15 protein-coding genes, 4 tRNA genes and 1 pseudogene are annotated in these 21,835 nt (G+C 62.8%); 4 read left to right on the top strand and 16 right to left on the bottom strand.

The window, feature by feature from the left end:
* Positions 1 to 103 precede the first annotated feature (103 nt).
* The 7 genes from clpP to OGV19_RS06190 form a co-directional block, all read right to left on the bottom strand.
* Positions 104 to 745, bottom strand: coding sequence for an ATP-dependent Clp endopeptidase proteolytic subunit ClpP (clpP, locus tag OGV19_RS06220; RefSeq protein WP_012271562.1), 642 nt, complete (start codon positions 743 to 745; stop codon positions 104 to 106).
* Between the two features lie 91 nt (positions 746 to 836).
* Positions 837 to 2,150 (bottom strand): trigger factor, encoded by a 1,314-nt coding sequence (gene tig / locus OGV19_RS06215; RefSeq protein WP_264312574.1) that lies wholly within the window; start codon positions 2,148 to 2,150, stop codon positions 837 to 839.
* Between the two features lie 247 nt (positions 2,151 to 2,397).
* Positions 2,398 to 2,697, bottom strand: coding sequence for a DUF6388 family protein (locus tag OGV19_RS06210; protein ID WP_264312573.1), 300 nt, complete (start codon positions 2,695 to 2,697; stop codon positions 2,398 to 2,400).
* A gap of 329 nt (positions 2,698 to 3,026) precedes the next feature.
* A tRNA-His gene (locus OGV19_RS06205) sits at positions 3,027 to 3,102 on the bottom strand.
* Between the two features lie 36 nt (positions 3,103 to 3,138).
* Positions 3,139 to 3,223 (bottom strand) — tRNA-Leu (locus OGV19_RS06200).
* Positions 3,224 to 3,275: 52 nt separating this feature from the next.
* A tRNA-His gene (locus OGV19_RS06195) sits at positions 3,276 to 3,351 on the bottom strand.
* Between the two features lie 40 nt (positions 3,352 to 3,391).
* Positions 3,392 to 3,468, bottom strand: a tRNA-Arg gene (locus OGV19_RS06190).
* A 270-nt stretch (positions 3,469 to 3,738) separates the two neighbouring features.
* Here OGV19_RS06190 and folD point away from each other — a divergent pair.
* Positions 3,739 to 4,593, top strand: a complete 855-nt coding sequence (gene folD, locus OGV19_RS06185; RefSeq protein WP_264312572.1) for a bifunctional methylenetetrahydrofolate dehydrogenase/methenyltetrahydrofolate cyclohydrolase FolD — start codon at positions 3,739 to 3,741, stop codon at positions 4,591 to 4,593.
* Positions 4,594 to 4,747: 154 nt separating this feature from the next.
* On the opposite strand, the gene OGV19_RS06180 is transcribed toward folD, so the two are convergent.
* Genes OGV19_RS06180 through OGV19_RS06155 form a run of 6 tightly spaced genes read right to left on the bottom strand, consistent with a single transcriptional unit; the run spans position 4,748 to position 10,665 of the window.
* A complete protein-coding gene (locus OGV19_RS06180; RefSeq protein ID WP_264312571.1) occupies positions 4,748 to 6,487 on the bottom strand; it encodes an ABC transporter substrate-binding protein in 1,740 nt (579 codons plus the stop codon).
* A 37-nt stretch (positions 6,488 to 6,524) separates the two neighbouring features.
* Positions 6,525 to 6,797 carry a DUF2160 domain-containing protein gene (locus OGV19_RS06175; RefSeq protein WP_264312570.1) on the bottom strand — a complete coding sequence of 91 codons (273 nt, stop codon included), beginning with the start codon at positions 6,795 to 6,797 and terminating at the stop codon, positions 6,525 to 6,527.
* Between the two features lie 12 nt (positions 6,798 to 6,809).
* Positions 6,810 to 7,610 (bottom strand): carbohydrate ABC transporter permease, encoded by an 801-nt coding sequence (locus OGV19_RS06170; protein WP_264312569.1) that lies wholly within the window; start codon positions 7,608 to 7,610, stop codon positions 6,810 to 6,812.
* A 3-nt stretch (positions 7,611 to 7,613) separates the two neighbouring features.
* Entirely contained in the window at positions 7,614 to 8,477 is an 864-nt protein-coding gene (locus OGV19_RS06165) for a carbohydrate ABC transporter permease (protein ID WP_264312568.1), read from the bottom strand.
* Positions 8,474 to 9,571, bottom strand: a complete 1,098-nt coding sequence (locus OGV19_RS06160; RefSeq protein WP_264312567.1) for an ABC transporter ATP-binding protein — start codon at positions 9,569 to 9,571, stop codon at positions 8,474 to 8,476. The genes OGV19_RS06165 and OGV19_RS06160 overlap by 4 nt, the downstream gene beginning before the upstream one ends.
* Positions 9,571 to 10,665, bottom strand: a complete 1,095-nt coding sequence (locus tag OGV19_RS06155) for an ABC transporter ATP-binding protein (RefSeq protein ID WP_264312566.1) — start codon at positions 10,663 to 10,665, stop codon at positions 9,571 to 9,573. The genes OGV19_RS06160 and OGV19_RS06155 overlap by 1 nt, the downstream gene beginning before the upstream one ends.
* Positions 10,666 to 10,866: 201 nt before the next feature.
* Here OGV19_RS06155 and OGV19_RS06150 point away from each other — a divergent pair, with 201 nt between their 5' ends.
* Positions 10,867 to 12,663, top strand: coding sequence for a sigma-54-dependent Fis family transcriptional regulator (locus tag OGV19_RS06150; protein WP_264312565.1), 1,797 nt, complete (start codon positions 10,867 to 10,869; stop codon positions 12,661 to 12,663).
* Between the two features lie 75 nt (positions 12,664 to 12,738).
* Positions 12,739 to 17,556 (top strand): dermonecrotic toxin domain-containing protein, encoded by a 4,818-nt coding sequence (locus OGV19_RS06145; RefSeq protein WP_264312564.1) that lies wholly within the window; start codon positions 12,739 to 12,741, stop codon positions 17,554 to 17,556.
* Between the two features lie 263 nt (positions 17,557 to 17,819).
* Here OGV19_RS06145 and OGV19_RS06140 read toward each other — a convergent pair whose 3' ends face one another.
* The 3 genes and pseudogenes from OGV19_RS06140 to OGV19_RS27740 all read right to left on the bottom strand — a co-directional run.
* On the bottom strand, positions 17,820 to 19,508 hold the full coding sequence (locus tag OGV19_RS06140; RefSeq protein ID WP_264312563.1) for a putative bifunctional diguanylate cyclase/phosphodiesterase: 1,689 nt from the start codon (positions 19,506 to 19,508) through the stop codon (positions 17,820 to 17,822).
* A gap of 12 nt (positions 19,509 to 19,520) precedes the next feature.
* Complete coding sequence (locus OGV19_RS06135) at positions 19,521 to 20,720, bottom strand: methyl-accepting chemotaxis protein (RefSeq protein ID WP_413470128.1); 1,200 nt, start codon at positions 20,718 to 20,720, stop codon at positions 19,521 to 19,523.
* A 36-nt stretch (positions 20,721 to 20,756) separates the two neighbouring features.
* Positions 20,757 to 21,086 (bottom strand): annotated as a pseudogene (locus OGV19_RS27740) (PAS domain-containing protein); the annotation flags it as partial.
* Positions 21,087 to 21,352: 266 nt separating this feature from the next.
* Here OGV19_RS27740 and OGV19_RS06130 point away from each other — a divergent pair.
* On the top strand, positions 21,353 to 21,667 hold the full coding sequence (locus OGV19_RS06130) for a type II toxin-antitoxin system RelB family anti-toxin (protein ID WP_264312561.1): 315 nt from the start codon (positions 21,353 to 21,355) through the stop codon (positions 21,665 to 21,667).
* Positions 21,668 to 21,835 lie beyond the last annotated feature (168 nt).

Here is a 21,835-nt window from a genome sequence, read left to right as displayed (position 1 = left end):
CGATCCAATCCGGTAGGCTTGCAACACAAGATGAAGGCAATTGCGGGCTTTTTCAAGTCCGCAGGTAGGCGCTTTCGGCACCTACCTGCTCTGGCCCCTGGGATCAGGAGGCCAGTTGCCGCTTGTCGTATACCGAGTCGATGAGGCCGTACTCGGCCGCGCGCGAGGCGCTCATGAAGTTGTCACGCTCAGTATCACGCTGGATGGTCTCGAGGTCCTGGCCGGTGTGGTAGGCCAGCAACTCGTTGAGACGCGCCTTGATACTGAGGATTTCCTGGGCGTGGATCTGGATGTCGGTAGCCTGGCCCTGGAAGCCGCCGAGCGGCTGGTGAATCATGACGCGCGAGTTCGGCAGGCAGTGACGCTTGCCCTTGGCACCGGCGGTCAACAGGAAGGCGCCCATGCTGCAGGCCTGGCCGATGCAGATGGTCGAAACGTCCGGCTTGATGAACTGCATGGTGTCGTAGATCGACATGCCAGCGGTGACCGAGCCACCCGGCGAGTTGATGTACAGATGGATATCCTTGTCCGGGTTTTCCGCTTCGAGGAACAGCATCTGCGCTACGACGAGGTTGGCCATGTAGTCTTCTACAGGACCCACCAGGAAAATCACTCGCTCCTTCAACAGGCGCGAGTAGATGTCGTAGGCGCGTTCGCCACGGGCGGACTGCTCGATAACCATCGGGACCAGGCCGCCTGCGGCCTGGATGTCAGAGCTCTGCTGAATATAAGAATTGCGGGACATGTCCTGCGCTCACTCCCAAATAGTCATGGCTTGAATACGCACAAGCCAGCGCGAAGGCTGGCTTGTGGGGGTTTCCTACGAGAGTAGCGTATTACTCGGCTTCGGCAGGTGCCTCAGCTGGCTTTACGGCTTCTTCGTACGAGACCGACTTGTCGGTCACAGTCGCTTTCTGCAGAACAGTATCTACAACTTGCTCTTCCAGCACAACCGAACGGACTTCGTTCAGTTGCTGGTCGTTCTTGTAGTACCAGGAGATGACCTGCTCTGGCTCTTGGTAGGCAGAAGCCATTTCTTCGATCATTTCACGAACCTTGCCTTCGTCCGGCTTCAGTTCGAACTGCTTGACCACCTCAGCGACGATCAGGCCCAGGACCACACGGCGCTTGGCTTGCTCTTCGAACAGCTCGGCTGGCAGTTGCTCAGGCTTGATGTTGCCACCGAACTGCTGAACAGCCTGCACGCGCAGACGGTTGACTTCGTTTTCCAGCAGGGCTTTTGGCACTTCGATCGGGTTGGCGGCCAGCAGACCGTCCATGACCTGGTTCTTGACCTTGGCCTTGATCGCCTGACGCAGCTCACGCTCCATGTTCTTGCGAACTTCGGCGCGGAAACCTTCCAGGGTCGATTCCTTGATACCGAACTGAGCGAAGAAGGCTTCGTTCAGCTCAGGCAGCACAGGTGCCGAAACACTGTTGACGGTGATAGTGAACTCGGCGGCCTTGCCGGCCAGGTCCAGGTTCTGATAGTCCTCTGGGAAGGTCACGCTGACAACGCGCTCTTCGCCAGCCTTGGCGCCTACCAGGCCTTCTTCGAAGCCCGGGATCATGCGGCCGGAGCCCAGTACCAGCGGAGTGCCCTTGGCCGAACCGCCAGCGAACACTTCACCGTCGACCTTGCCGACGAAGTCGATGTTGACCTGGTCGTCGTTCTGCGCAGCGCGGTCAACTTCTTCGAAGCGGGTGTTCTGCTTGCGCAGGACTTCCAGCATCTTGTCCAGGTCGGCATCAGCCACTTCGGCGCTCAGGCGCTCGACGTTGATCGACTCAAGGCCGGCAACGGTGAACTCTGGGAACACTTCGAAGATAGCGACGAATTCCAGGTCCTTGCCTTTCTCGAAGGACTTCGGCTCGACGGCTGGAGCGCCGGCCGGGTTCAGCTTCTGCTCGACCACAGCTTCGTAGAACGAAGACTGGACCAGATCACCGAACACTTCCTGGCGAGCGTCAGCTTCGAAACGCTGACGGATCACGCTCATCGGCACCTTGCCAGGACGGAAGCCTGCAACCTTGGCGCGACGGGCAGTCTGTTGCAGACGCTTGTTGACTTCGGTCTCGACGCGCTCGGCCGGGACGGCGATGGTCATGCGGCGCTCGAGAGCGGAAGTGTTTTCAACAGAAACTTGCATGGATATTCCTCGTTGCACAGACGTTAGCCGGCGTTAGCCCGACTCCAGAATCAAGGGCAAGCATTCTAGTGAGTCGCGCAGCAGAAGTCACCCCACTCGGGACGACGGGAAACCACGCCGGTCGATTAACTTGCAAGGCCCGCACGGCTTAGCGCCGAGCCCCTTTCAATTGAGGCTGCGCGCCACCGCTGGCGACGCGCAGCCGTAATAACTTGTCAAACAACTGCAGCCTACAAAATCGCCTCCTTTATTGAGGGTCGATCTCGTTGAACTGGCAGTACTCTTCCCACGACATACCCAGGGCCTCGGCAACCTCGCGCTGCGTCTCCAGGCGCATGGCCTGTAGCTGCTCGGGGCTTTCGGCAATCAGTTGCAGCGCCAGCTCCCAAGGCTCGACACCCTGCTCCTGCGCCGCATCTTCGAATGCCCATTCGATCTGCTGGGCTTGCTCACGCGCATCCAGCTCGCGGATTTCTTCGAGCAATTGCGGATTGGCTTCGGCGAAGCGCTGCAGCGCCAGGGCCTGACGGGCTTCTTTTGCAATCATGGCGTTTTTCCTCTGCCGACCGTGGGGCCGGTGTTTCAACCGGCTGAAATCTATCAGCTTTTATTGGGGTGTCACCAGAGGATTGCAAGGGGCGGGAGTGTGAAGTATTCGATTTGAGCCCTGTAGCGCCTTTGAGATCGAGCGCCGCCCGCGCGGCGCCCCGACTTGCTCGCGATGCGCCGCGCGGGCGGCGCTCGACCTCAAGAGCCCCGCAAACCTTCCACTCTACACCTCGCAGCAAACACAAAAAAAGCCGCAATCAGCGGCTTTTTCGCAGCACAAAAAAACAAAGGCGCCCGATCTCACGATCAAGGCGCCTTCGAAAAATATGGGGTGGACGATGGGAATCGAACCCACGACAACCGGAATCACAATCCGGCGCTCTACCAACTGAGCTACGCCCACCATATTGCGGTGTTGCGGTACAACTTTACAGAAGCATGGTGCGGACGAAGAGACTCGAACTCTTACAGCTTGCGCCGCTGGAACCTAAATCCAGTGTGTCTACCAATTTCACCACGTCCGCGTAACGCTTAAAACAAAGGCGCCAGATACTATCAAGGCGCCTCTGCAGAATATGGGGTGGACGATGGGAATCGAACCCACGACAACCGGAATCACAATCCGGCGCTCTACCAACTGAGCTACGCCCACCATATTGCGGTACATCTACTTGCTTGCCTAAGCTGCCTGATGGCGCACCCGGCAGGACTCGAACCTGCGACCATCCGCTTAGAAGGCGGATGCTCTATCCAGCTGAGCTACGGGCGCATAAGCGATCAGCCTAACCGAACGATGCTTTAGCAGTGAACCGCTAAACCACTCATTCTGCCCGACTTTGCCAACCAGTGCTAGGCAGTGCCCGACAAGTGCGGCGAATGTTATAGCCGAGCTCCTAGGTCGTCAACATCTTTCTCAAAAAAATTTAAATTATTTAAGGGGTTAGGGGATTTGCCCGACCACCCGCCTTTGCCCTCGCGTCGTGTCGTGCGAGAATGTGCCTTCTTTATTGTTTCCTTCTCGATGGTTAATCACGCGTCTATGACTGCACACCTAATCGATGGCAAGGCGATCGCCGCCAGCCTGCGCCAGCAGATCGCTCAACGTGTCGTGGAGCGTCGCCAGCAAGGCCTGCGCACCCCGGGCCTGGCTGTGATCCTGGTCGGCACCGACCCCGCCTCCCAAGTCTATGTCTCGCACAAGCGCAAGGACTGTGAAGAGGTCGGCTTCATTTCCCAGGCGTTCGACCTGCCCAGCGAAACCACGCAGCAAACCCTGACCGATCTGATCGACCGCCTCAATGATGACCCGGCCGTCGACGGTATCTTGCTGCAGCTGCCGCTGCCAGCACACCTTGACGCCTCGCTGCTGCTGGAGCGCATTCGCCCGGACAAGGATGTCGATGGCTTCCACCCCTACAACATCGGCCGCCTGGCCCAGCGCATCCCGCTGCTGCGTCCGTGCACGCCAAAAGGCATCATGACCCTGCTCGAAAGCACCGGTCAGGACCTGTACGGCATGAATGCGGTAATCGTCGGCGCGTCCAATATCGTTGGCCGCCCCATGGCCATGGAACTGCTGCTGGCCGGTTGCACCGTGACCGTCTGCCACCGCTTCACCAAGGACCTGGCCGGCCACGTCGGCCGGGCCGACCTGGTGGTCGTGGCTGCAGGCAAGCCGGGGCTGGTCAAGGGTGAGTGGGTCAAAGAAGGCGCCATCGTCATCGACGTGGGCATCAACCGCCAGGACGACGGCAAGCTGGTCGGCGATGTGGTCTACGAGACAGCCCTGCCGCGCGCGGGCTGGATCACGCCGGTGCCGGGTGGCGTCGGGCCGATGACCCGGGCATGTCTGCTGGAAAACACGCTGTATGCGGCCGAAGAGCTGCATAAGTAAGATGGCGTGAAATGAAAACGGCACCTCCTACAGGTGCCGTTTTTTTTGCCTGAGGTTTATCGCCTTGGCTGCACCGGCCTCTTCGCGGGGCAAGCCCGCTCCCACAGGTTCATCGCTGCCGAACGTGTGGGAGCGGGCTTGCCCCGCGAATCGATCACTTGCGCGCCGCCTCCCACGACTTCAGCAACTCGCTGTAGCTCACCGTCTCGCCCTTTGGCTTCTCGTTGGCCAACTTCGGTTTTGGCGCCCCCGGCTGGTCGTACCAGTACTGGGCATCCTTTTCCGGGTTAAGCTTCGGTGCGCAGGTCGCCTGGGCATTGGAACGCTGCAACCGTTCCATCATGCGATCCTGATCGCGGGCCAGGCCATCCAGCGCTTGCTGCGGGGTCTTTTCGCCACTGGCCACTTCGGCGATATGGCTCCACCACAATTGCGCCAGCCGCGGGTAATCCGGCACGTTGGTGCCGGTGGGCGTCCATTGCACCCGCGCCGGGCTGCGGTAGAACTCCACCAGCCCACCCAGCTTGGGCGCCAGGTCGGTCATGGCCTGGGAGTTGATGTCCGACTCACGAATCGGCGTCAGGCCGACGATGGTCTTTTTCAGCGACACCGTCTTGGAGGTCACGAACTGAGCATACAACCAAGCAGCCAGGCGTTGCTTCTCGGGGGTGGACTTGAAGAAGGTCCAGGACCCGGTGTCCTGATACCCCAGCTTCATCCCCTCCTCCCAGTACGGCCCTTTGGGCGACGGTGCCATGCGCCACTTCGGCGTACCATCAGCGTTTACCACCGGCAAGCCGGGCTTGGTCATGTCGGCGGTGAAGGCGGTGTACCAGAAAATCTGCTGGGCAATGTTGCCCTGCGCCGGCACCGGGCCCGCCTCGGAGAAGGTCATGCCCTGGGCTTCCTTGGGCGCATAGGCACGCATCCAGTCCACGTACTTCTGCGTCGCGTACACCGCCGCCGGGCCGTTGGTATCCCCCCCACGGGTGACGCTTGAACCCACCGGATGGCAGTCCTCCACGCGGATCCCCCATTCGTCCACCGGCAGGCCATTAGGCAGGCCTTTGTCGCCACCACCGGCCATCGAGAACCAGGCATCGGTGAAGCGCCACCCCAGCGACGGGTCCTTCTTACCGTAGTCCATGTGGCCATAGACGCGCTTGCCGTCGATTTCCTTCACGTCTTCGGTGAAGAATTGGGCGATGTCCTCGTAGGCCGACCAGTTCACCGGCACGCCCAGTTCATAGCCGTACTTTTCTTTGAACCTGGCTTTTAGCTCAGGCCGCTCGAACCAGTCGGCACGGAACCAGTAAAGGTTGGCGAACTGCTGATCAGGTAGCTGGTAGACCTTGCCATCCGGCGCGGTGGTGAAGGAAATGCCGATGAAATCCTTGAGGTCGAGGGTCGGCGAGGTGTAGGCCTTGCCCTCGTTGGCCATCAGGTCGGTGATCGACTCGACCTTGCCATAGCGAAAGTGCGTACCGATCAGGTCCGAGTCATTGACCCATCCGTCATAGATGTTCTTGTCCGATTGCATTTGTGTCTGCAGCTTCTCCACCACGTCGCCTTCCTGCAGCAGGTCGTGGGTCAGCTGGATGCCGGTGATCTCGCTGAAGGCCTTGGCCAACACCTTGGACTCGTACTCGTGGGTGGTGATGGTTTCCGACACCACGTTGATCTTCATCCCACGAAACGGCTCAGCGGCCTTGATGAACCACTTGAGCTCGGCCAACTGCTGCTCAGGCGTCAGGGTCGAAGGTTTGAACTCGCTGCCGATCCACTTCGATGCCGCGTCTTCGTACTGGTCGGCCCATGCAACCCCCTGTACGCTGGCCAACACCAGCAACGCGGCCAGGGTCAAATGTCGCCGTTTGTCATTGTTGTGGAACATTGTGATCTCCCGATTGAGTTATTCCCGGGGCCGTCGCTCAGCCCCAGCGCAGCACCACCACGAGCCAGCCCAGCGACAGCAGCGAGGCCACCCACAAAGGCCAGTCGCTGATCCCGACTACCAACAAGTGCAGGTAGGCGCTGACCAGCAGGCCGATGAACAACCGGTCGCCACGGCTGGTGACGATCGGCAGGAAGCCGCGCCGCTCCACGCAGGGGCGGCGCAGTTCAAGCAGGGTCATGCACACCAGCAGCACGCCGACGGCCGCGAAGAACAGCGCCGTGGGCAGGGTCCAGGCCATCCATTCCATGCATTACCCTCCTCACACCCGGCCGAGGGCAAAGCCCTTGGCCACATGGTTGCGGACAAACCAGATCACCAGCATGCCCGGCAGGATGGTCAACACCCCGGCAGCAGCCAGCACGCCCCAGTCGATCCCCGAAGCGGACACCGTTCGGGTCATCACCGCAGCGATAGGCTTGGCGTTAACCGAGGTGAGGGTGCGCGCCAGCAGCAGTTCGACCCACGAAAACATGAAGCAGAAAAACGCCGTCACGCCGATACCGGAGCCAATCAGCGGAATGAAGATCTTCACGAAGAAGCGCGGGAAGCTGTAACCATCAATGTAGGCTGTTTCGTCGATTTCCTTCGGTACCCCCGACATGAAGCCTTCAAGGATCCACACCGCCAGTGGCACGTTGAACAGGCAATGGGCCAGTGCCACGGCAATGTGCGTATCAAACAGGCCAATCGAGGAATACAGCTGGAAAAACGGCAACAGGAACACCGCCGGCGGCGCCATGCGGTTGGTCAACAACCAGAAGAACAGATGGCGGTCGCCGAGGAAGCGATAGCGCGAGAAGGCATAGGCCGCCGGCAACGCGACCGTCAGCGAAATGAGCGTGTTCAGGCACACGTAGTACAGCGAGTTGATATAGCCGTTGTACCAGCTGGCATCGGTAAAGATCACCCGGTAGTTGTCCAACGTGAATGCCTGCGGCCACAGGGTCAGGCCGCCGAGGATCTCGCTGTTGCTCTTGAACGACATGTTCAGCAGCCAGTAGATCGGCACCAGCAGGAAGAAGAAATACAGCAGCAGTGGCAATGCCTTGCGCGTGCTCATGGCCTAGTCCTTGTCGGCGTGCGTCATGGCGGTGTAGAACACCCACGACACCAGCAGGATGATCAGGAAGTACACCAGCGAAAACGCTGCGGCCGGCCCCAGGTCGAACTGCCCTACCGCCATGCGCGTCAGGGTCTGGCTAAGGAACGTGGTGGCATTGCCGGGCCCGCCACCGGTCAGCACGAACGGCTCGGTGTAGATCATGAAACTGTCCATGAAACGCAGCATCACTGCGATCAGCAGCACGTTCTTCAACTTCGGCAGCTGAATATGGCGGAACACCGCCCAGGCCGAAGCCCGGTCGATGCGAGCGGCCTGGTAATAGACATCGGGTATGGCGCGCAGGCCCGAATAGCACAGCAGCGCCACCAACGACGTCCAGTGCCACACGTCCATCACCAGCACGGTGAGCCAGGCGTCGAAGGGGTCGCCGGCATAGTTGTAGTTGACCCCAAGCTTGGCCAGCGTGGCGCCGAGCAGGCCAATGTCGGCGCGGCCGAAGATCTGCCAGATGGTGCCGACCACATTCCAGGGGATCAGCAGCGGGATGGCCATCACGATCAGGCAGACCGAGGCCATGCGCCCTTTGGTCGGCATGGTCAGGGCGATGGCGATGCCCAGCGGGATCTCGATCAACAGCACGCAGCCCGAATAGATGAACTGGCGCAGCAAGGCATCGTGCAAGGCCGGGTCGCGTAGCACCTGGCGATACCAGTCGGCGCCGACGAAATAGCGATTGGACTGGTCGAAGATGTCCTGCACCGAATAGTTGACCACAGTCATCATCGGCACCACCGCACTGAACGCCACCAGCACGAACACCGGCAGTACCAGCCACCAGGCCTTGTTGTTGGGCACCTTGTTCATGGCCCGGCCTCCAGCAGCACATCGTCGACGTAAAGCATCAGCCACTGGGTCGGTAGATTCACCCAGGCCTGGCCCACCGGCAGCGGCCGATCCTCGCCCAGGCGCGCCTTGAGCGTGGCGCCGCCAAGCTCGAAGGTGACGATGCGGTAGGTGCCCAGGTCTTCGACATCCAGCACCTGCGCCGCAAAGGCGTGGTCGAGCGGGCTGTCCCAGAGCTGCACGAACTCTGGCCGGATGCCCACTTGCAGGCGCCCCACCGCGGTTGCCGCCAAGCGTTCGCGCAGGCCCTCGGGCAAGGCCAGGTGCAAGCCGCCAAAACTCACGCCGTCGGCTTCGGCGCGCACATCGATGAAGTTCATGCCGGGGCTGCCAATGAAGTAGCCGACAAACGTGTGCCGTGGGCGCTCGAACAGCTCGCGCGGGGTGCCGAACTGGACGATGCGCCCACCGTGCATCACCGCGATCTTGTCGGCGAAGGTCGAGGCCTCCAACTGGTCGTGGGTGACGTAGATCATGGTGATGTTGAACTGCTCATGGATCTGCTTGAGCTTGCGCCGCAGCTTCCACTTCAGGTGCGGGTCGATCACTGTCAACGGCTCATCGAAGAGGATCGCCGAAACGTCATCGCGCACCAGGCCACGGCCCATCGAAACTTTCTGCTTCTCGTCGGCACTGAGGTTGCGCGCCTTCTTTTTCAGCACAGCGGACAGGTCGAGCACCTCGGCGATCTCTTCCACCCGTGCCCGCACCCTGCCCTCGTCCATCCCCTGGTTGCGCAGGGGGAAGGCCAGGTTGTCGAACACCGTCATGGTGTCGTACACCACCGGAAACTGAAACACCTGGGCGATGTTGCGCGCCTGCGGCGACAGCGCGTTGACCGGCTTGCCGTCGAACAGCACCTCGCCGTGCGAAGGCGTGAGCAGCCCCGAGATGATGTTGAGCAACGTCGACTTGCCGCACCCCGAAGGCCCGAGCAACGCATAAGCGCCTCCTTGCTCCCAGACGTGCTCCAGCGCATGCAGTGCGTAATCCGCCTCCGAGGTCGGCTGACGGCTGTAACTGTGCGCCAGCTGGCGCAGGCGGATCTCGGCCATCAGCGACTCCTCGCCTGACGCAGACCTGGGGCCTGTACCAAGGCCCCGGCATTATCGAAGACAAACAACTTGTGCGTAGGGATGAACACACGGATCGGCGTGTCCACCTGGTACTCGTGCACGCCCGGCAGGTGCAAAATCATCCGCCAATGCTCGTTGCGCACATGGAGGAAGGTTTCCGAGCCACTGATTTCGGCCAACTCCACCAGCACCGCCAGCTCCAGGTCATCGTCGTGGGTCGGCACCAGGGTGAGGTGGCTGGGGCGCACACCAAAGCGGTAGTTACCATCGCCCAGGCGTTGCAGGTCGGCATTGCGGGCGAAGTGCACCGCCTGGGCAAGGCTTACCTCATTGCCCGCGATGCGTCCGGGTATCAGGTTGATCGGCGGCTCGGAAAACAACTCGGCGGCCAGCACGCTGCTGGGCTGCTGATAGACCGCAGCGGTCGGGCCGCTCTGTACGATGCGCCCCTCATGCAGGATTGTCGTGGTACCGCCCAGCGCCAGTGCTTCATTGGGCTCGGTGGTGGCGTAGACGGCAATGCAGTTGCGCGCCGCAAACAGCGCCCGCAGTTCCTGGCGCAGGCCCTCGCGCAGCTTGTAGTCGAGGTTGACCAGCGGCTCGTCGAACAGGATCAACGAGGCATCCTTGACCAGCGCCCGGGCCATCGCCGTACGTTGCTGCTGGCCACCGGACAACTCCAACGGCAAGCGCTGCAAGTACGCTTCGATGCGCAGCATCTCGGCGGTTTCCTGCACCCGTCGGCGGATCTGCGCCTCGGCCAGGCGTGCCTGGCGCAGGGGTGAGGCGATGTTCTCGTACACGCTCAGGGTCGGGTAGTTGATGAACTGCTGATACACCATCGATACATTGCGCTGGCGCACCGGTACGCCGGTGACATCGCTGTCGGCCATCAGCACGCGGCCTTGGTCCGGTCGGTCGAGCCCGGCCATCAGGCGCATCAGGCTGGTCTTGCCGGCCAGGGTGCGGCCCAACAACACGTTGAACGAACCCGGTTCGAAACGCAGGGATGCATCGACGATGCAAGCCTGGTTATCGACACTGCGGCTGACCTGCTCCAGCACCAGGGACATGGCGTGGCCTTTTGTGATGGTTGTCCTCTGGGCACAGCCAGTTTCGTGCCACACCGGCCTGATCGCTCTGGCGCGCGCCCTCACCGCCCACGGTTAGCCATTGACCGTTCACAACTGAACACTCGCGGGTTTGACAATGAACAACCGTGGACAACACTGAACAGCGGTCGGCTGATAACAACAATCACACAGGACAGGCCCATGGCCGCATCCACTTCGCCGCATGCCCAACTGATCCAGGCATCCTGGGCGCGTTGTCGCGATCATGGCCTGCAACCGCAAAGCGCACCCGACTTCGATTGCCTGACCCCAACCGAACTGCACGCGCTACTGGAACGCCGCCAGGCCTTGCTGCGCCTGACCCGCGATGAGGTCCTGCCGCAATACGCACACCTGCTGGGCAACGCCAGCTACCTGGTGATGCTGGCTGACGCCAGTGGCTGCCTGCTCGACACCTGGGGGTCGCGGCGCTTCGTCGACCCGCGCCAGCGCCATGGCTTTAGCGCCGGCGCCCACTGGCACGAACGCGGCGTGGGCACCAACGCTCTCGGCACGGCCCTGGTCTGCGCCGAGGCGATTCATGTTGGCCCGGATGAACACTTCCTGCGCCAGAACCGCTACCTGTGCAGCGCCGCAGCGCCGGTGTTCGATGCCGAACGGCAACTGGTCGGCGCGCTCGATGTGGCCAGCGACGGGTACCTGCCCGCCAGCCAAACGCTCGGCCTGGTTCGGATGATGGGCCAGAGCCTGGAGAACCGGTTGATAGTGGCGGAGCATGCCGACCACCACGCCCAACTGCTGTTCAACAGCGCCTGCGACAACCTCGACAGCCCCTGGGCAGGCTTGTTGGTATTCGATGAGCGCGGCCAGGTGGTCGCGGCCAATCACCGCGCCGACAGCCTGCTCGGTGACAACCTGCTTGGGCAAAACCTTGAGCACCTGTTCCAGATCCCGTTGCAGCAGTTGCTTGCCCAGCCCCAGCAACAGCCGTTTGCCCTGCAGGCGGCCGGGCGTCACCGCTTCCACTGCCAGTGGCAACCGCCCCGCCACGGCCCCACCCACCCGGCGCCCTTTCACGGCGACCCACGCCTGGGCAAAGCCTTGGCCCAAGCCAGCCTGTTACTGGAGAAAGACATCCCGGTATTGGTCCAAGGTGAAACCGGGGTTGGCAAGGAAGTCTTCGTCGAGGCCCTGCACCGCGCCAGCAGCCGCGCCGGGCAACCGCTGATCGCGGTCAACTGCGCGGCGATCCCCGCCGAGTTGGTCGAGTCGGAGTTGTTCGGCTATGACAAAGGGGCCTTCACCGGGGCTCATCACAAGGGCAACCCGGGGCTGATCCGCAAGGCCGATCACGGCATCCTGTTTCTTGACGAAATCGGCGACATGCCGCTGGCGACCCAAGCCCGGCTACTGCGCGTGCTGCAGTCGCGCAGCATCCAGCCGCTGGGCAGCGGCGAGCCGGTGCCAGTGGACATCCGCGTGGTGTCGGCGAGCAATCGCGACCTGGCCGAAGCGGTGCGCACCGGTCAATTTCGCGAAGACCTCTACTACCGTGTGGCCGGGTTGACCCTGGCCTTGCCAGCATTGCGTGAACGCAGTGATCGGCGCGAGTTGATCGAGCAGACACACGCCCGGCATCGTGCCCCTGGGCAACCCCGGCAACTACCCCCAGACACACTCGAACTGCTGTGGCATCACCCATGGCCGGGCAACCTGCGCCAACTCAACAGCGTACTGCAGGTGGCCCTGGCCCTGGCCGGCACCCAGCCAATCGGCATCGAGCACTTTTCAGCGTGTTTCCTTGCTCAAGCCGGCGCAGCCCCGACACCGCTACCAACCCCGGTGCAACCGCCCCCCACAGATTTGGCCAACTTGCTGCACACCTGCGGCGGCAACATTTCTTCGATGGCACGTTTGCTGGGTATCAGCCGTACCACCTTGTACAAACGCCTGCGCGAGCAGGGGCTGGAACCCTCGCACCCGCAGGGTGGCCACTAAAGGTGCTATCAGCGTACTCAAACAGGGCCACCGCTCGTCATTACCCTCACTGCTCCACCCCATCAGGAGCAGCCCATGACGCATTTGCAACCCCATCACGTAGCCCTGATTCAGCAACGCATGCCCGACTGGCTTCGCCAGACCACCCAGCACCAGCGCCAGGCCCTGAGAGCCCAGATGCGCCAGAGCCGTCGGGCCACCCGCGCACTGCAGAAGGCGCTTGCCCCCCTGCAATCGGTAGAGACGTTCTGCCGGCCGCTCTTGAACGACGCGCTCGCGCACTGGTACCCCGGCGTTGCGATGCCGCCACTGGACACGACGCTGCTGGTGGACCGCACCTCTGAACAACCGCATCGGATGACCTGGCTCGAAGCGGCCATGCAAAACCTGCAAGCGGATACGCCGGTACACCTCTACGCCAACCAGGATGCGCTCGAACCCGAGCCCCTCGACCCTGAGCGATTCGTCAAAGGCGTGCGCCGGCTCGACCTTGGCCAGCGCTACCTGGACCACCTGCACGAACACATCGACACCGCTGCTTTTCGCCTGTTGCTGCGCGAGCAGGACAGCGCCGCCTTCTCTGCCGAACTGGCCTCAGCCCAACTGCAAGGGCACATCGACAGCCGCGGCGAAAACCTGGGCGCGGCCGCGCTTGCCGGTGCGCTGGAGGTGCCGACGCTCAGTGGCGCCCGAAGGCTTCAATGTGGCTACCTGAGCGTCCTCGGCTTCCCGCTGAGTGGCGCTCTGCTGGTGCGACTGGAACCGCGCGCGCACACCGAACCTTGCCTGCTTTACCTGCCTGGGGACCCGCAAGGCGCCATACGCCAATATTCGTCCTTGCAGGCTGTGGGCACAGCGCTCACACGCCGGTTGTGGGATGAACACTTCCGGCTGTTCTTCAAACGTTTTGTCAGCCATGCGCAACAGCCCGACTTTGCCGCAAAGCTTCGGCAAACACTGTATCCACGCTATCCCTACGCGTTGCTGTACCCCACTGCGCCGACGCTGGAAAAGGGCGAGTCATTCAGCTGGATCAAGCGGCTGTTCCCCTCCCCTCATGACCTGTGGCAGGAAACACTCGACAAGAACGCCCGCGTGCCGCTGGATTTTACCGCGTGGACCGGCGACTGCTTCAACGCCAGGGCCAGCATGCAGGTGCAAACCACCCTGGCCGATGCCGTGACCCTTGCCGTGCCCACCGCACAGCTGGACGCCGCCGCGCAACGCGCACGCGTGCTCGGTTGGCTGAGTGTCGGCCTGACGGTGCTGAATGTGGCCAGTTTCTTGGTGCCGGCCCTGGGCGAGCTGATGCTGGTGGTCGGCGGTGCACAGATCGTGGGCGAGTTCCTGGAAGGCATCCATGCGCTGAACGAAGGCGAAACCGACGCTGCCATCGACCATCTGTTCGGTGTGTTCGACAGCGTGCTGCAGTTCGCCGCACTGGGCGCCCTGCACGGCGCGTTCGCCCTGGCCGGCCCCCTGGAAAGCTGGACACGCATCCCCGGTAGCGCGGGCCAGCGCCTGTGGCATGGCGACCTGCGCCCCTTCACCCGTGAAGCCCTCTGGCCGGCTGCGCCAGCAGGCTTGCACGCCCGGCCGGGCCAAGCCTGGATCAACCTGGAGGGCAAGGCCATGCCCCTGGAAAAAACTTCGCAAAGCCGCTGGCAACTGGCGCCAGCCAAAGGCCATGAGTATTCACCTCGCCTGTTTGGCAATGGCCAGACGCCGTGGCTGCTTGAGCACGAACAACCCTTGGCATGGGACGCGGCCAAACTGGTACGGCGCCTCGCCAACAGCAGCCCGGCGGTCGCTGATCAGACCCTGCTCACAGCGCTGCGCTGCAGTGGCTGGAGCGAAGCGGCCGTGCGCCGAGTAGTGGTCGATCAGGAAGCCGCCCCTGCCCTGCTGCTCGACTGCCTGCAGGCGCTGGGCGCCACCGATAAAACCGCGACGGCCTCGACCGACGCGGCCACGCGATTGCTTGAACGAGACTTCCCGGCCCTCAGCCGCAGAGCCAATGCCGAGATTATCGCCCATGCCAGCACCCAAGGCCTGGCCCTTGGCCAAGGCAACGGCCGCTTGCCACTGTCGATCAACGAAACAGCCCGCATCTACCTGCGCGAGGCCCGCATCAACCGCGCACTGTTGCGCTTTTATCAGGACAGCGGCCCTGTACAGGATCGCGACGCACTGGCCCTGGGGTTGCTGGATCGGTTACCCGGCTGGACAGGTGAGGCGCACATCGAACTGCGTGAGGGCAGCCTGACTGGCCCACGGCTCAAAGGGACCGGTGCGCAGGGGCACCCCAGCAAGACCGTGGTGCGCGATAACCGAGGCTACCAACCCCACGACGAACAGGGCCAACCGCTGGCCGGCCACACGACACTCTACCAGGCCATTCTCAACGCCCTGCCTGACAGCGAACGCAACGCACTGGGCCTGCAGATTCATGACCCTCTGCCCCTGCGTGATGCACTGTTCGAACACGCCGCCGGCAACCGCACGCACACTGCCAGCCAACTGGGCATGGCCCCTGTGCGCGCACTCTATCGGCTGCCAACGCGTGTTACGCAGAGCGGCCGTATCGGCTACCCGCTCAGTGGCCGAGGCCGGGGCTGGCAGAATGACAACGAGCTGTTCGACACGCTGTTCCCCAGCCGACAACCGGGTGACCGTGAAGGGTTGCGCCAGCGCTTGCGCCTGGAGGCGGGGGAAAGCCCAGGCGCGTTTACCCGGCTGCTTGAACGCTTGCGCGAAGAATACCAACGCTTGAACACGACGCTGGACGCCTGGGTCAACGACCCGGACGGCCTGGCTGTGGGCGCGATCGAACAGCGCCGTGCGGCGCGTACGGACGCCGCACGGCGCATACGCCAAGCCTGGCGCAGGGAGAGCTTGCAGGATGATCTGGTGGACTTGACCCTGGAAGCACAGCACCTGGGTGCCTTGCCAACGCTGCCCACACGCCTGCAACACGTCAGCTGGCTGACGGTGGTGGACTCACGCAGTGGCGAAGCGTCCAACCTGGACAGCTTCCTGCAGGCCTTCCCTGGGGTACGCAATCTGGACCTATCGAACAACCAGCTACGCTGGCTGCCTGATTCGCTGGCCGCGATGAGCGAGCTGGAGCACCTGGATCTTGCCGACAACTTCCTGCCCATGGAGGAGGCACGCAACCTGGAGGTACTGGCACGCCTTCCCCGCCTGCGCCGGCTCAACTTGTCTGGGGCCCTGGAGAATCTGCCCGTCGCCGCCCTGCAGCGTCTCGGCCAGTTGCAGCACCTGTATGCACTGCAGGCCGACTTGAACAACCTGGCACTGCAGGCCGCACACTTCGAAGCGTTACAAGGCTGGCCCGCGCTGACCGATCTGAGCCTGGGCGGATGCCAGATCACCCTTACCGTAGAAAGCCGCACCGCCCTGGCCGGCCTCAATCGGTTGCAGTCCCTGCGCCTGGGGGAGAACCCGCTGCAGCTGGCACCTGACGTGAGCGGCTGGCAGCACCTTCAAACCCTTGACCTCGACCGCGCCGATATCGCCCAGTGGCCCGAGGGCCTTCAAGGCCTGATGAACCAACGCCCTCTGGTGTTGCGCTCACTCGATCTCAGCGGTAACCACTTGGTCAATGCCCCCGAATTTCACGATACAGCGTTCGCCGAAGCCATACGCAATGGTGAAGAAGGCACCTATTACGACTTCGATGACAACCCCTTCAATGAGCGCGCCCAGCGCAGCCTGTTCGGTGCCGGGCTGGCGGCCATCCCGGACATGGAAGCGTTGGAGGATGAGCGTTGGCTAATCGAATTGCCCGCCGACCTTGAGGCACACCGGCAGGCCAACACCGAAGCCGCCGAGTGGGCGCCTGTGTACCGCCTGTTCGAACGCATGGCGCAGACGCCGGATTACCAGGTGAACCCGCAGCGCACACGCGAGCGCATCGCGCATTTACTGCGCACGCTGACCGACGAAGGCGTCGATGACGCGGGCTGGGGCCTGGCCGATCTGCGTGAGCAGGTGCTCACCGACATCAACGACGCGGCCGAAGCCTGCGTGGATCAGGCCAGCCTGCTGTTCCAACGGGTTGAAACGCAGGTGTCGGTGTGGCGTAGCGTGGCCACCGCCCAGGCAGGCGCCTCGGACGAGGCTGTCGCAGTTTCCGTCGCCCGTGGCCTGGCCCGTCAAGGCCGGTTGGATGAACGCATAGGCGCACTGTACAACGCTCGCCGTGCACGCCGGCAGGCCTTGAGCGCTGCGCAGAACGACGCCGAACGCCAGGCCGCACCTGCCTTGGTGGCAGAAGATGATTTGAGCGATGCGCACCTGAGCGACCCGCAAACCCCACCCGACGAAATTGAAATAGCCCTCATCGCACGCATCACCCTGCGCGAGCACCTGGGCCTGCCCGAACAACCCGGGCAGATCGCCTTCGGTTACCTTGCGCAATTAAGCGAGACCACCTTGCAACGTCTTGCCCTGGCAGTCGAGGGGGAGGTAGATGCGGCCTTCATGACTCGCTGGGCGAGCGAGCAGCGCTTCTGGCGCGCCTGGGTTCGCCGGCTACGGCCCGAGCCTTTCGAGACACTTGCACGGGACTGGGAGGCCGCCTCGGAGTATTACACCGAGTTGAGTGAGCCCACCTCAACGCCTGGGGCCTACGGTGGCCCTGCTGTTCCGTCAGCGTTCATCACCGCGCTGGAACAGGAAACCCGCGCGGTACCGGAGCTGGTGTGGCGGGTGCAAGGCACCTTGCAGCGCATCGACCTGGTGTCGGGGCGGTACCGTGGAGAAAGCGAGGTTTACGCACTCGCCGGCCGCCTGCTGCTCAGTACCCGCCAGCAAGCACAAGACCTGCTCTACAGGCAATTGACCCAGGCACTGTTCCACGTTACCTGATGCGCCGAGGGCGGCAGGCCTTGGTGCATGAAATACCGGGGGCTGCCTGCAGTCCTTCGCAGGCAATTCCCACAGAGCAAAAGTTAACGCATTGGTTTTGTGGGAGCAGGCTTGCCCCGCGAACACCGGCGAAGCCGGTGCCATGCTCCGCGTGGCCTCATTCGCGGGGCAAGCCCGCTCCCACAGGGATCTGCGGTGGGAGCAACTGTCTTCTTGTGGAAGCTGGCCTTGCTGGCGATGGGCCGCGCCGCGGCCCTGATACATCACCCGCCGCGCCATTCCTCGGGCTGCCGATAGCCCTGCGCCCAGGCCACCACCTCGCTCGCCGGCATCGGTCGGGCAATGTAATACCCCTGCGCCAACTCGCAACCCAGCCCCATCAGCACCCGCCCGTGCTCGACACTTTCCAGGCCTTCGGCAATCACCTCTCGGCCAAACGCACGGGCCAGCCCGATCACCGCCCCGGTCAGGGCCAGGTCGTCCTGATCATGGAGGATGTCGCGCACAAACGACTTGTCGATCTTGATCGTCTGGGTCGGCAACCGCTTGAGGTAGCTCAGCGATGAATAACCCGTACCGAAGTCGTCCAGCGAGAAGCGCACGCCCAAGGCCCGGCAGGCATCCAGGCAGCGGCTGACATGCTGCAGGTTGTCGATCGCCACCGACTCGACGATTTCCAGGTCCAGCCGCGTCGGGTCAACCCCCGGATGCTCCGCCAGCAACTGCTCCAGGCGCTCGACGAAATCACCGCGCTGCAAATGGCGCGCCGCAATGTTGACACTCAGCGACCAGGGCTGCCCCAGCCGTTGCCAGGCCTGCAGCTGGCTCAGGGCCTGGTCGATCACCCATTCGCCAATCTCGATGATCAGGTCGGTCTGCTCCACCCAGGGCAGGAACTCGCCGGGGGGCACCAGGCCGCGGCCCGGTCGTTGCCAGCGCAACAACCCCTCGAAACCCAGGACCTGGCCGCTGCGCAAGTTGACCTTGGGCTGGTAGTAAAGGCACAGCTCGTGATTGCGCAGCGCCCGGCGCACGCGTGCCACGGTCTGGTGGGTAGCCTTGAGCTCCTGCTCCTGAGACACATCGAACAGGTGATAACGGTTGCGCCCACGCTGCTTGGCCACATACATGGCCTGGTCGGCGTGGCGCACCAGGGTATCGGCGTCCTCATCGTCGAGCGGATAGAGCGTGACGCCGATACTGGCGCTCAGCGAGAGGGTGTGCTCGCGCACCACATACGTGGCCGCAAGCGCGCGCAGCACCCGGCGCAGGGCCGCGTGTAGCTGACGGTCGTCGCTGACATTGCGCAAAATCAGCACGAACTCGTCACCCGACAAGCGCGCCACTGCATCGCCGCCGCGCAAGATGCCCTTCAGGCGCTGCGCCACTTCGACCAGCAGCAGGTCGCCGGTGGCATGCCCGTAACCATCGTTGACCGCCTTGAAGCCATCCAGGTCGAGCATGCACACCGCCAGCGGAATGTCCTCGCGGCGTGAAAACGCCAACGCCTGGTTGAGCAGGTCGGACAGGTAGGCACGGTTCGGCAGGCCCGTCAGCACATCGTGCCCCACCCGCCATTGCAGGGTGTGCAACAGCTGACGTTTCTCAGTGACATCGAAGCGAATCGACACATACTTGCGCACCTTGCCAGTCAGTGGGTCGACCAGCGGCACCATGGTGCTGTCGACCCAGTACAACGATCCGTCCTTGGCGCGGTTGCAGATCTCGCCCTTCCACACCTTGCCGGCAGCCAGGGCCCGCCACATGCCGACGAAAAACTCCGGCTCGTGCAGGCCGGAATTGAGAATACGGTGGTTGGCGCCGAGCAATTCGTCACGGCTGTAGCCGGAGATACTGCAGAACTGCTGGTTGACATAGGTGATGCAACCCTGCAGATCGGTTTCGGAAAAGATCGCGGCCGCGTCCACGGCCGCGCGATAGTTATCGTCCATAAGCATCCTGCCCTAGCGGTTGAAGCGCTCCACGAGGGCGCGCAATCCGGCGCACACCTCTTCCAGCTCGGCACCGCGCGATGCGGCGGCATTGGCGCTCTGGGCGCTGTGCTGAGCAATGCCCGCCACACCGTTGATTTGCCGCGACACCTCTTCGGCCACTGCGGACTGCTGCTGCGAGGCCGTGGCCATCTGCTGGCTCATGTCGCTGATACGTTGCACCGCCGCACGAATACCATGCAGTGCCTGTTGTGCCTCTTGTACCTGCGCAACGCCCTGCTCGGCACCCTGGATACCTTGGCTGGCAATGGCCACGGCTTCCTCGGCACCGCTGCGCAGGCCATCGATGATGGCCTGGATATGCAAGGTCGATTGCCGGGTCTTGTCGGCCAGTGCCCGCACCTCGTCGGCGACCACGGCAAAGCCACGCCCCTGCTCGCCGGCACGGGCGGCCTCGATGGCCGCATTGAGGGCCAGCAGGTTGGTCTGTTCGGCAATGCCACGGATCATCCCGGCAGCCTCGGCGATGGCACCGGTCTGACCGGCCAGGTGGGTGACCGCCTGGTTGATCTGGTCCACCGTGCCGGCCAAGGCGCGGATCGCCGTGCCGCTGGCATCGGCAACCCGGCTGCCCTGCTCGGCCAGCAGGTGCGCGGTATGCGCCTCGGCTGCGGTGAGCTGCACATGGTTGACCACTTCGCCGATCGATGCGGTCATCTCGGTCATGGCCGTTGCGCTCAGGTCGGTTTCCGCGCGCTGTTCCAGCAATGCCGTTTCGGTACCGCGCGATAAACGCCCGGCATCATGAGCCGCCACTGCCATCTGCGTGGCGAGGTCACTGAGGCGGGTCAACGCGGTTTTCAGGCGCGCCTCTTCCCCGATCAAAATCAGCTCTAGTTGCCCGGCCGCACCCGGCAAGTCGCTGTAGGTCAGGGCGGCGATCGGGTCGGCGAAGGTGCCTTCGGCGCCCTGTATGACCCGCCGCAACTGGCGGCCCAGGTCGTTGCGCATCCACAGCCCATAGGCCGCGAACAACCCCAAGGTTACCGCATGGCCGGGCCAGCCTGACCAGAGCTGATTGGCGCCAACCGCCAACAACCCACCCAGCAGTGGCAAGGCCAAGGCCTGGGCCAGCAGGGCCAGGCGGCGCCCCTTCGGCAGCGCCGACTGGCCCTGGCGCAAGCGTGCATACAGGGCCTCGGCACGGCGCACCTGCTCGCGGGTCGGGCAGACCCGTACCGACTCGTAGCCGATCACCCGGCCACCTTCCAGGATCGGCGTGACGTAGGCATTGACCCAGTAGAAGTCGCCATTGCGGCAGCGGTTCTTTACGATGCCCATCCAGCTCTTGCCGGCTTTCAGGTAACGCCACATCAACTCGTACACCGCTGCGGGCATGTCCGGGTGGCGCACCAGATTGTGCGGGCTGCCGATCAGCTCGGCCTCGCTGTAACCACTGATGGCGGCGAATTCGGGATTGCAGTAGGTGATCAGGCTGGCGGTGTCGGTGGCAGAAATCAGCCGCTGACCCGAGGGGAAACGTTGCTCGACCGGGGTTACCGGGAGATTGAGACGCACGATGAGACTCCATTCACTGACGAACCGGTACTCTGCCCATCGACGGCCATCGGAACCGATCCGTATCGATCCGCTCAAATGTGCACATGTGCTTCCAGCCACACCGGCATGAGGCCGAATGACACTGGAGACTCGACGATGACTGTCCGGTCAAGCCGCGAATTCTACGAAATTCATCACATAAATCAAATAAAGGTGATCGATCATGGCGTTGCGCCATGTGGATAGATATCGTTAAGTTCTTGATTCTAAATGGGAATTAAGTGATGACGAGATCAGCCCTGGGTTTTGCTCTGCGCCGCTACCGCAAGCTAGCGGGTCTGACCCAGGCACAATTCGCTGAGCGAACCGGCTTCGACCCCAAGACCATCAGCCGTTTCGAGACCGGCGCCTATACACCCAGCATCGATGCGCTCATGGCGTTCGCAGGTGTACTGGGCGTCAAACCCAAGGACTTCTTCGCCGAGCCGGACGACGAAGAGGAGCAGCGCGCCTATCTGTTCGGCGTCATCCACAACGCCCCACCCAAGGATCTTGGCAAGCTGATTGCAGCAGTGGATGAGGCATTGGCCAAGCCCTGATCTGGTCCACCCGATTTCCTCTGATCGCACGGTTGCCCCGCCCCATGGCACGCACCAAGTTAGAGCCTGGCATGGCCAATTGCACCACAACTGGTCAGACCGGTAAGGCCAAAAAACGCTTGCGCTGTAGGAAATTTCGCGCTTTTATGGCCTCGCGCTGAACAAACC

Source organism: Pseudomonas putida, from assembly GCF_025905425.1.
In the GTDB taxonomy this organism is placed as follows: domain Bacteria; phylum Pseudomonadota; class Gammaproteobacteria; order Pseudomonadales; family Pseudomonadaceae; genus Aquipseudomonas; species Aquipseudomonas putida_AF.
Note: the sequence above shows the minus strand (reverse complement) of the source record. Positions and strands in the feature narration are given on the sequence as shown.

Excerpts from the sequence above, each read along its gene's own strand:
- OGV19_RS06130 (WP_264312561.1), top strand. The coding sequence starts at position 21,353 with ATGACGAGATCAGCCCTGGGTTTTGCTCTGCGCCGCTACCGCAAGCTA.
- folD (WP_264312572.1), top strand. The coding sequence starts at position 3,739 with ATGACTGCACACCTAATCGATGGCAAGGCGATCGCCGCCAGCCTGCGC.
- OGV19_RS06140 (WP_264312563.1), bottom strand. The coding sequence starts at position 19,508 with ATGGACGATAACTATCGCGCGGCCGTGGACGCGGCCGCGATCTTTTCC.
- OGV19_RS06160 (WP_264312567.1), bottom strand. The coding sequence starts at position 9,571 with ATGGCCGAGATCCGCCTGCGCCAGCTGGCGCACAGTTACAGCCGTCAG.
- OGV19_RS06210 (WP_264312573.1), bottom strand. The coding sequence starts at position 2,697 with ATGATTGCAAAAGAAGCCCGTCAGGCCCTGGCGCTGCAGCGCTTCGCC.
- OGV19_RS06180 (WP_264312571.1), bottom strand. The coding sequence starts at position 6,487 with ATGTTCCACAACAATGACAAACGGCGACATTTGACCCTGGCCGCGTTG.
- OGV19_RS06175 (WP_264312570.1), bottom strand. The coding sequence starts at position 6,797 with ATGGAATGGATGGCCTGGACCCTGCCCACGGCGCTGTTCTTCGCGGCC.
- tig (WP_264312574.1), bottom strand. The coding sequence starts at position 2,150 with ATGCAAGTTTCTGTTGAAAACACTTCCGCTCTCGAGCGCCGCATGACC.
- OGV19_RS06170 (WP_264312569.1), bottom strand. The coding sequence starts at position 7,610 with ATGAGCACGCGCAAGGCATTGCCACTGCTGCTGTATTTCTTCTTCCTG.
- OGV19_RS06165 (WP_264312568.1), bottom strand. The coding sequence starts at position 8,477 with ATGAACAAGGTGCCCAACAACAAGGCCTGGTGGCTGGTACTGCCGGTG.
- OGV19_RS06145 (WP_264312564.1), top strand. The coding sequence starts at position 12,739 with ATGACGCATTTGCAACCCCATCACGTAGCCCTGATTCAGCAACGCATG.
- OGV19_RS06150 (WP_264312565.1), top strand. The coding sequence starts at position 10,867 with ATGGCCGCATCCACTTCGCCGCATGCCCAACTGATCCAGGCATCCTGG.
- clpP (WP_012271562.1), bottom strand. The coding sequence starts at position 745 with ATGTCCCGCAATTCTTATATTCAGCAGAGCTCTGACATCCAGGCCGCA.
- OGV19_RS06155 (WP_264312566.1), bottom strand. The coding sequence starts at position 10,665 with ATGTCCCTGGTGCTGGAGCAGGTCAGCCGCAGTGTCGATAACCAGGCT.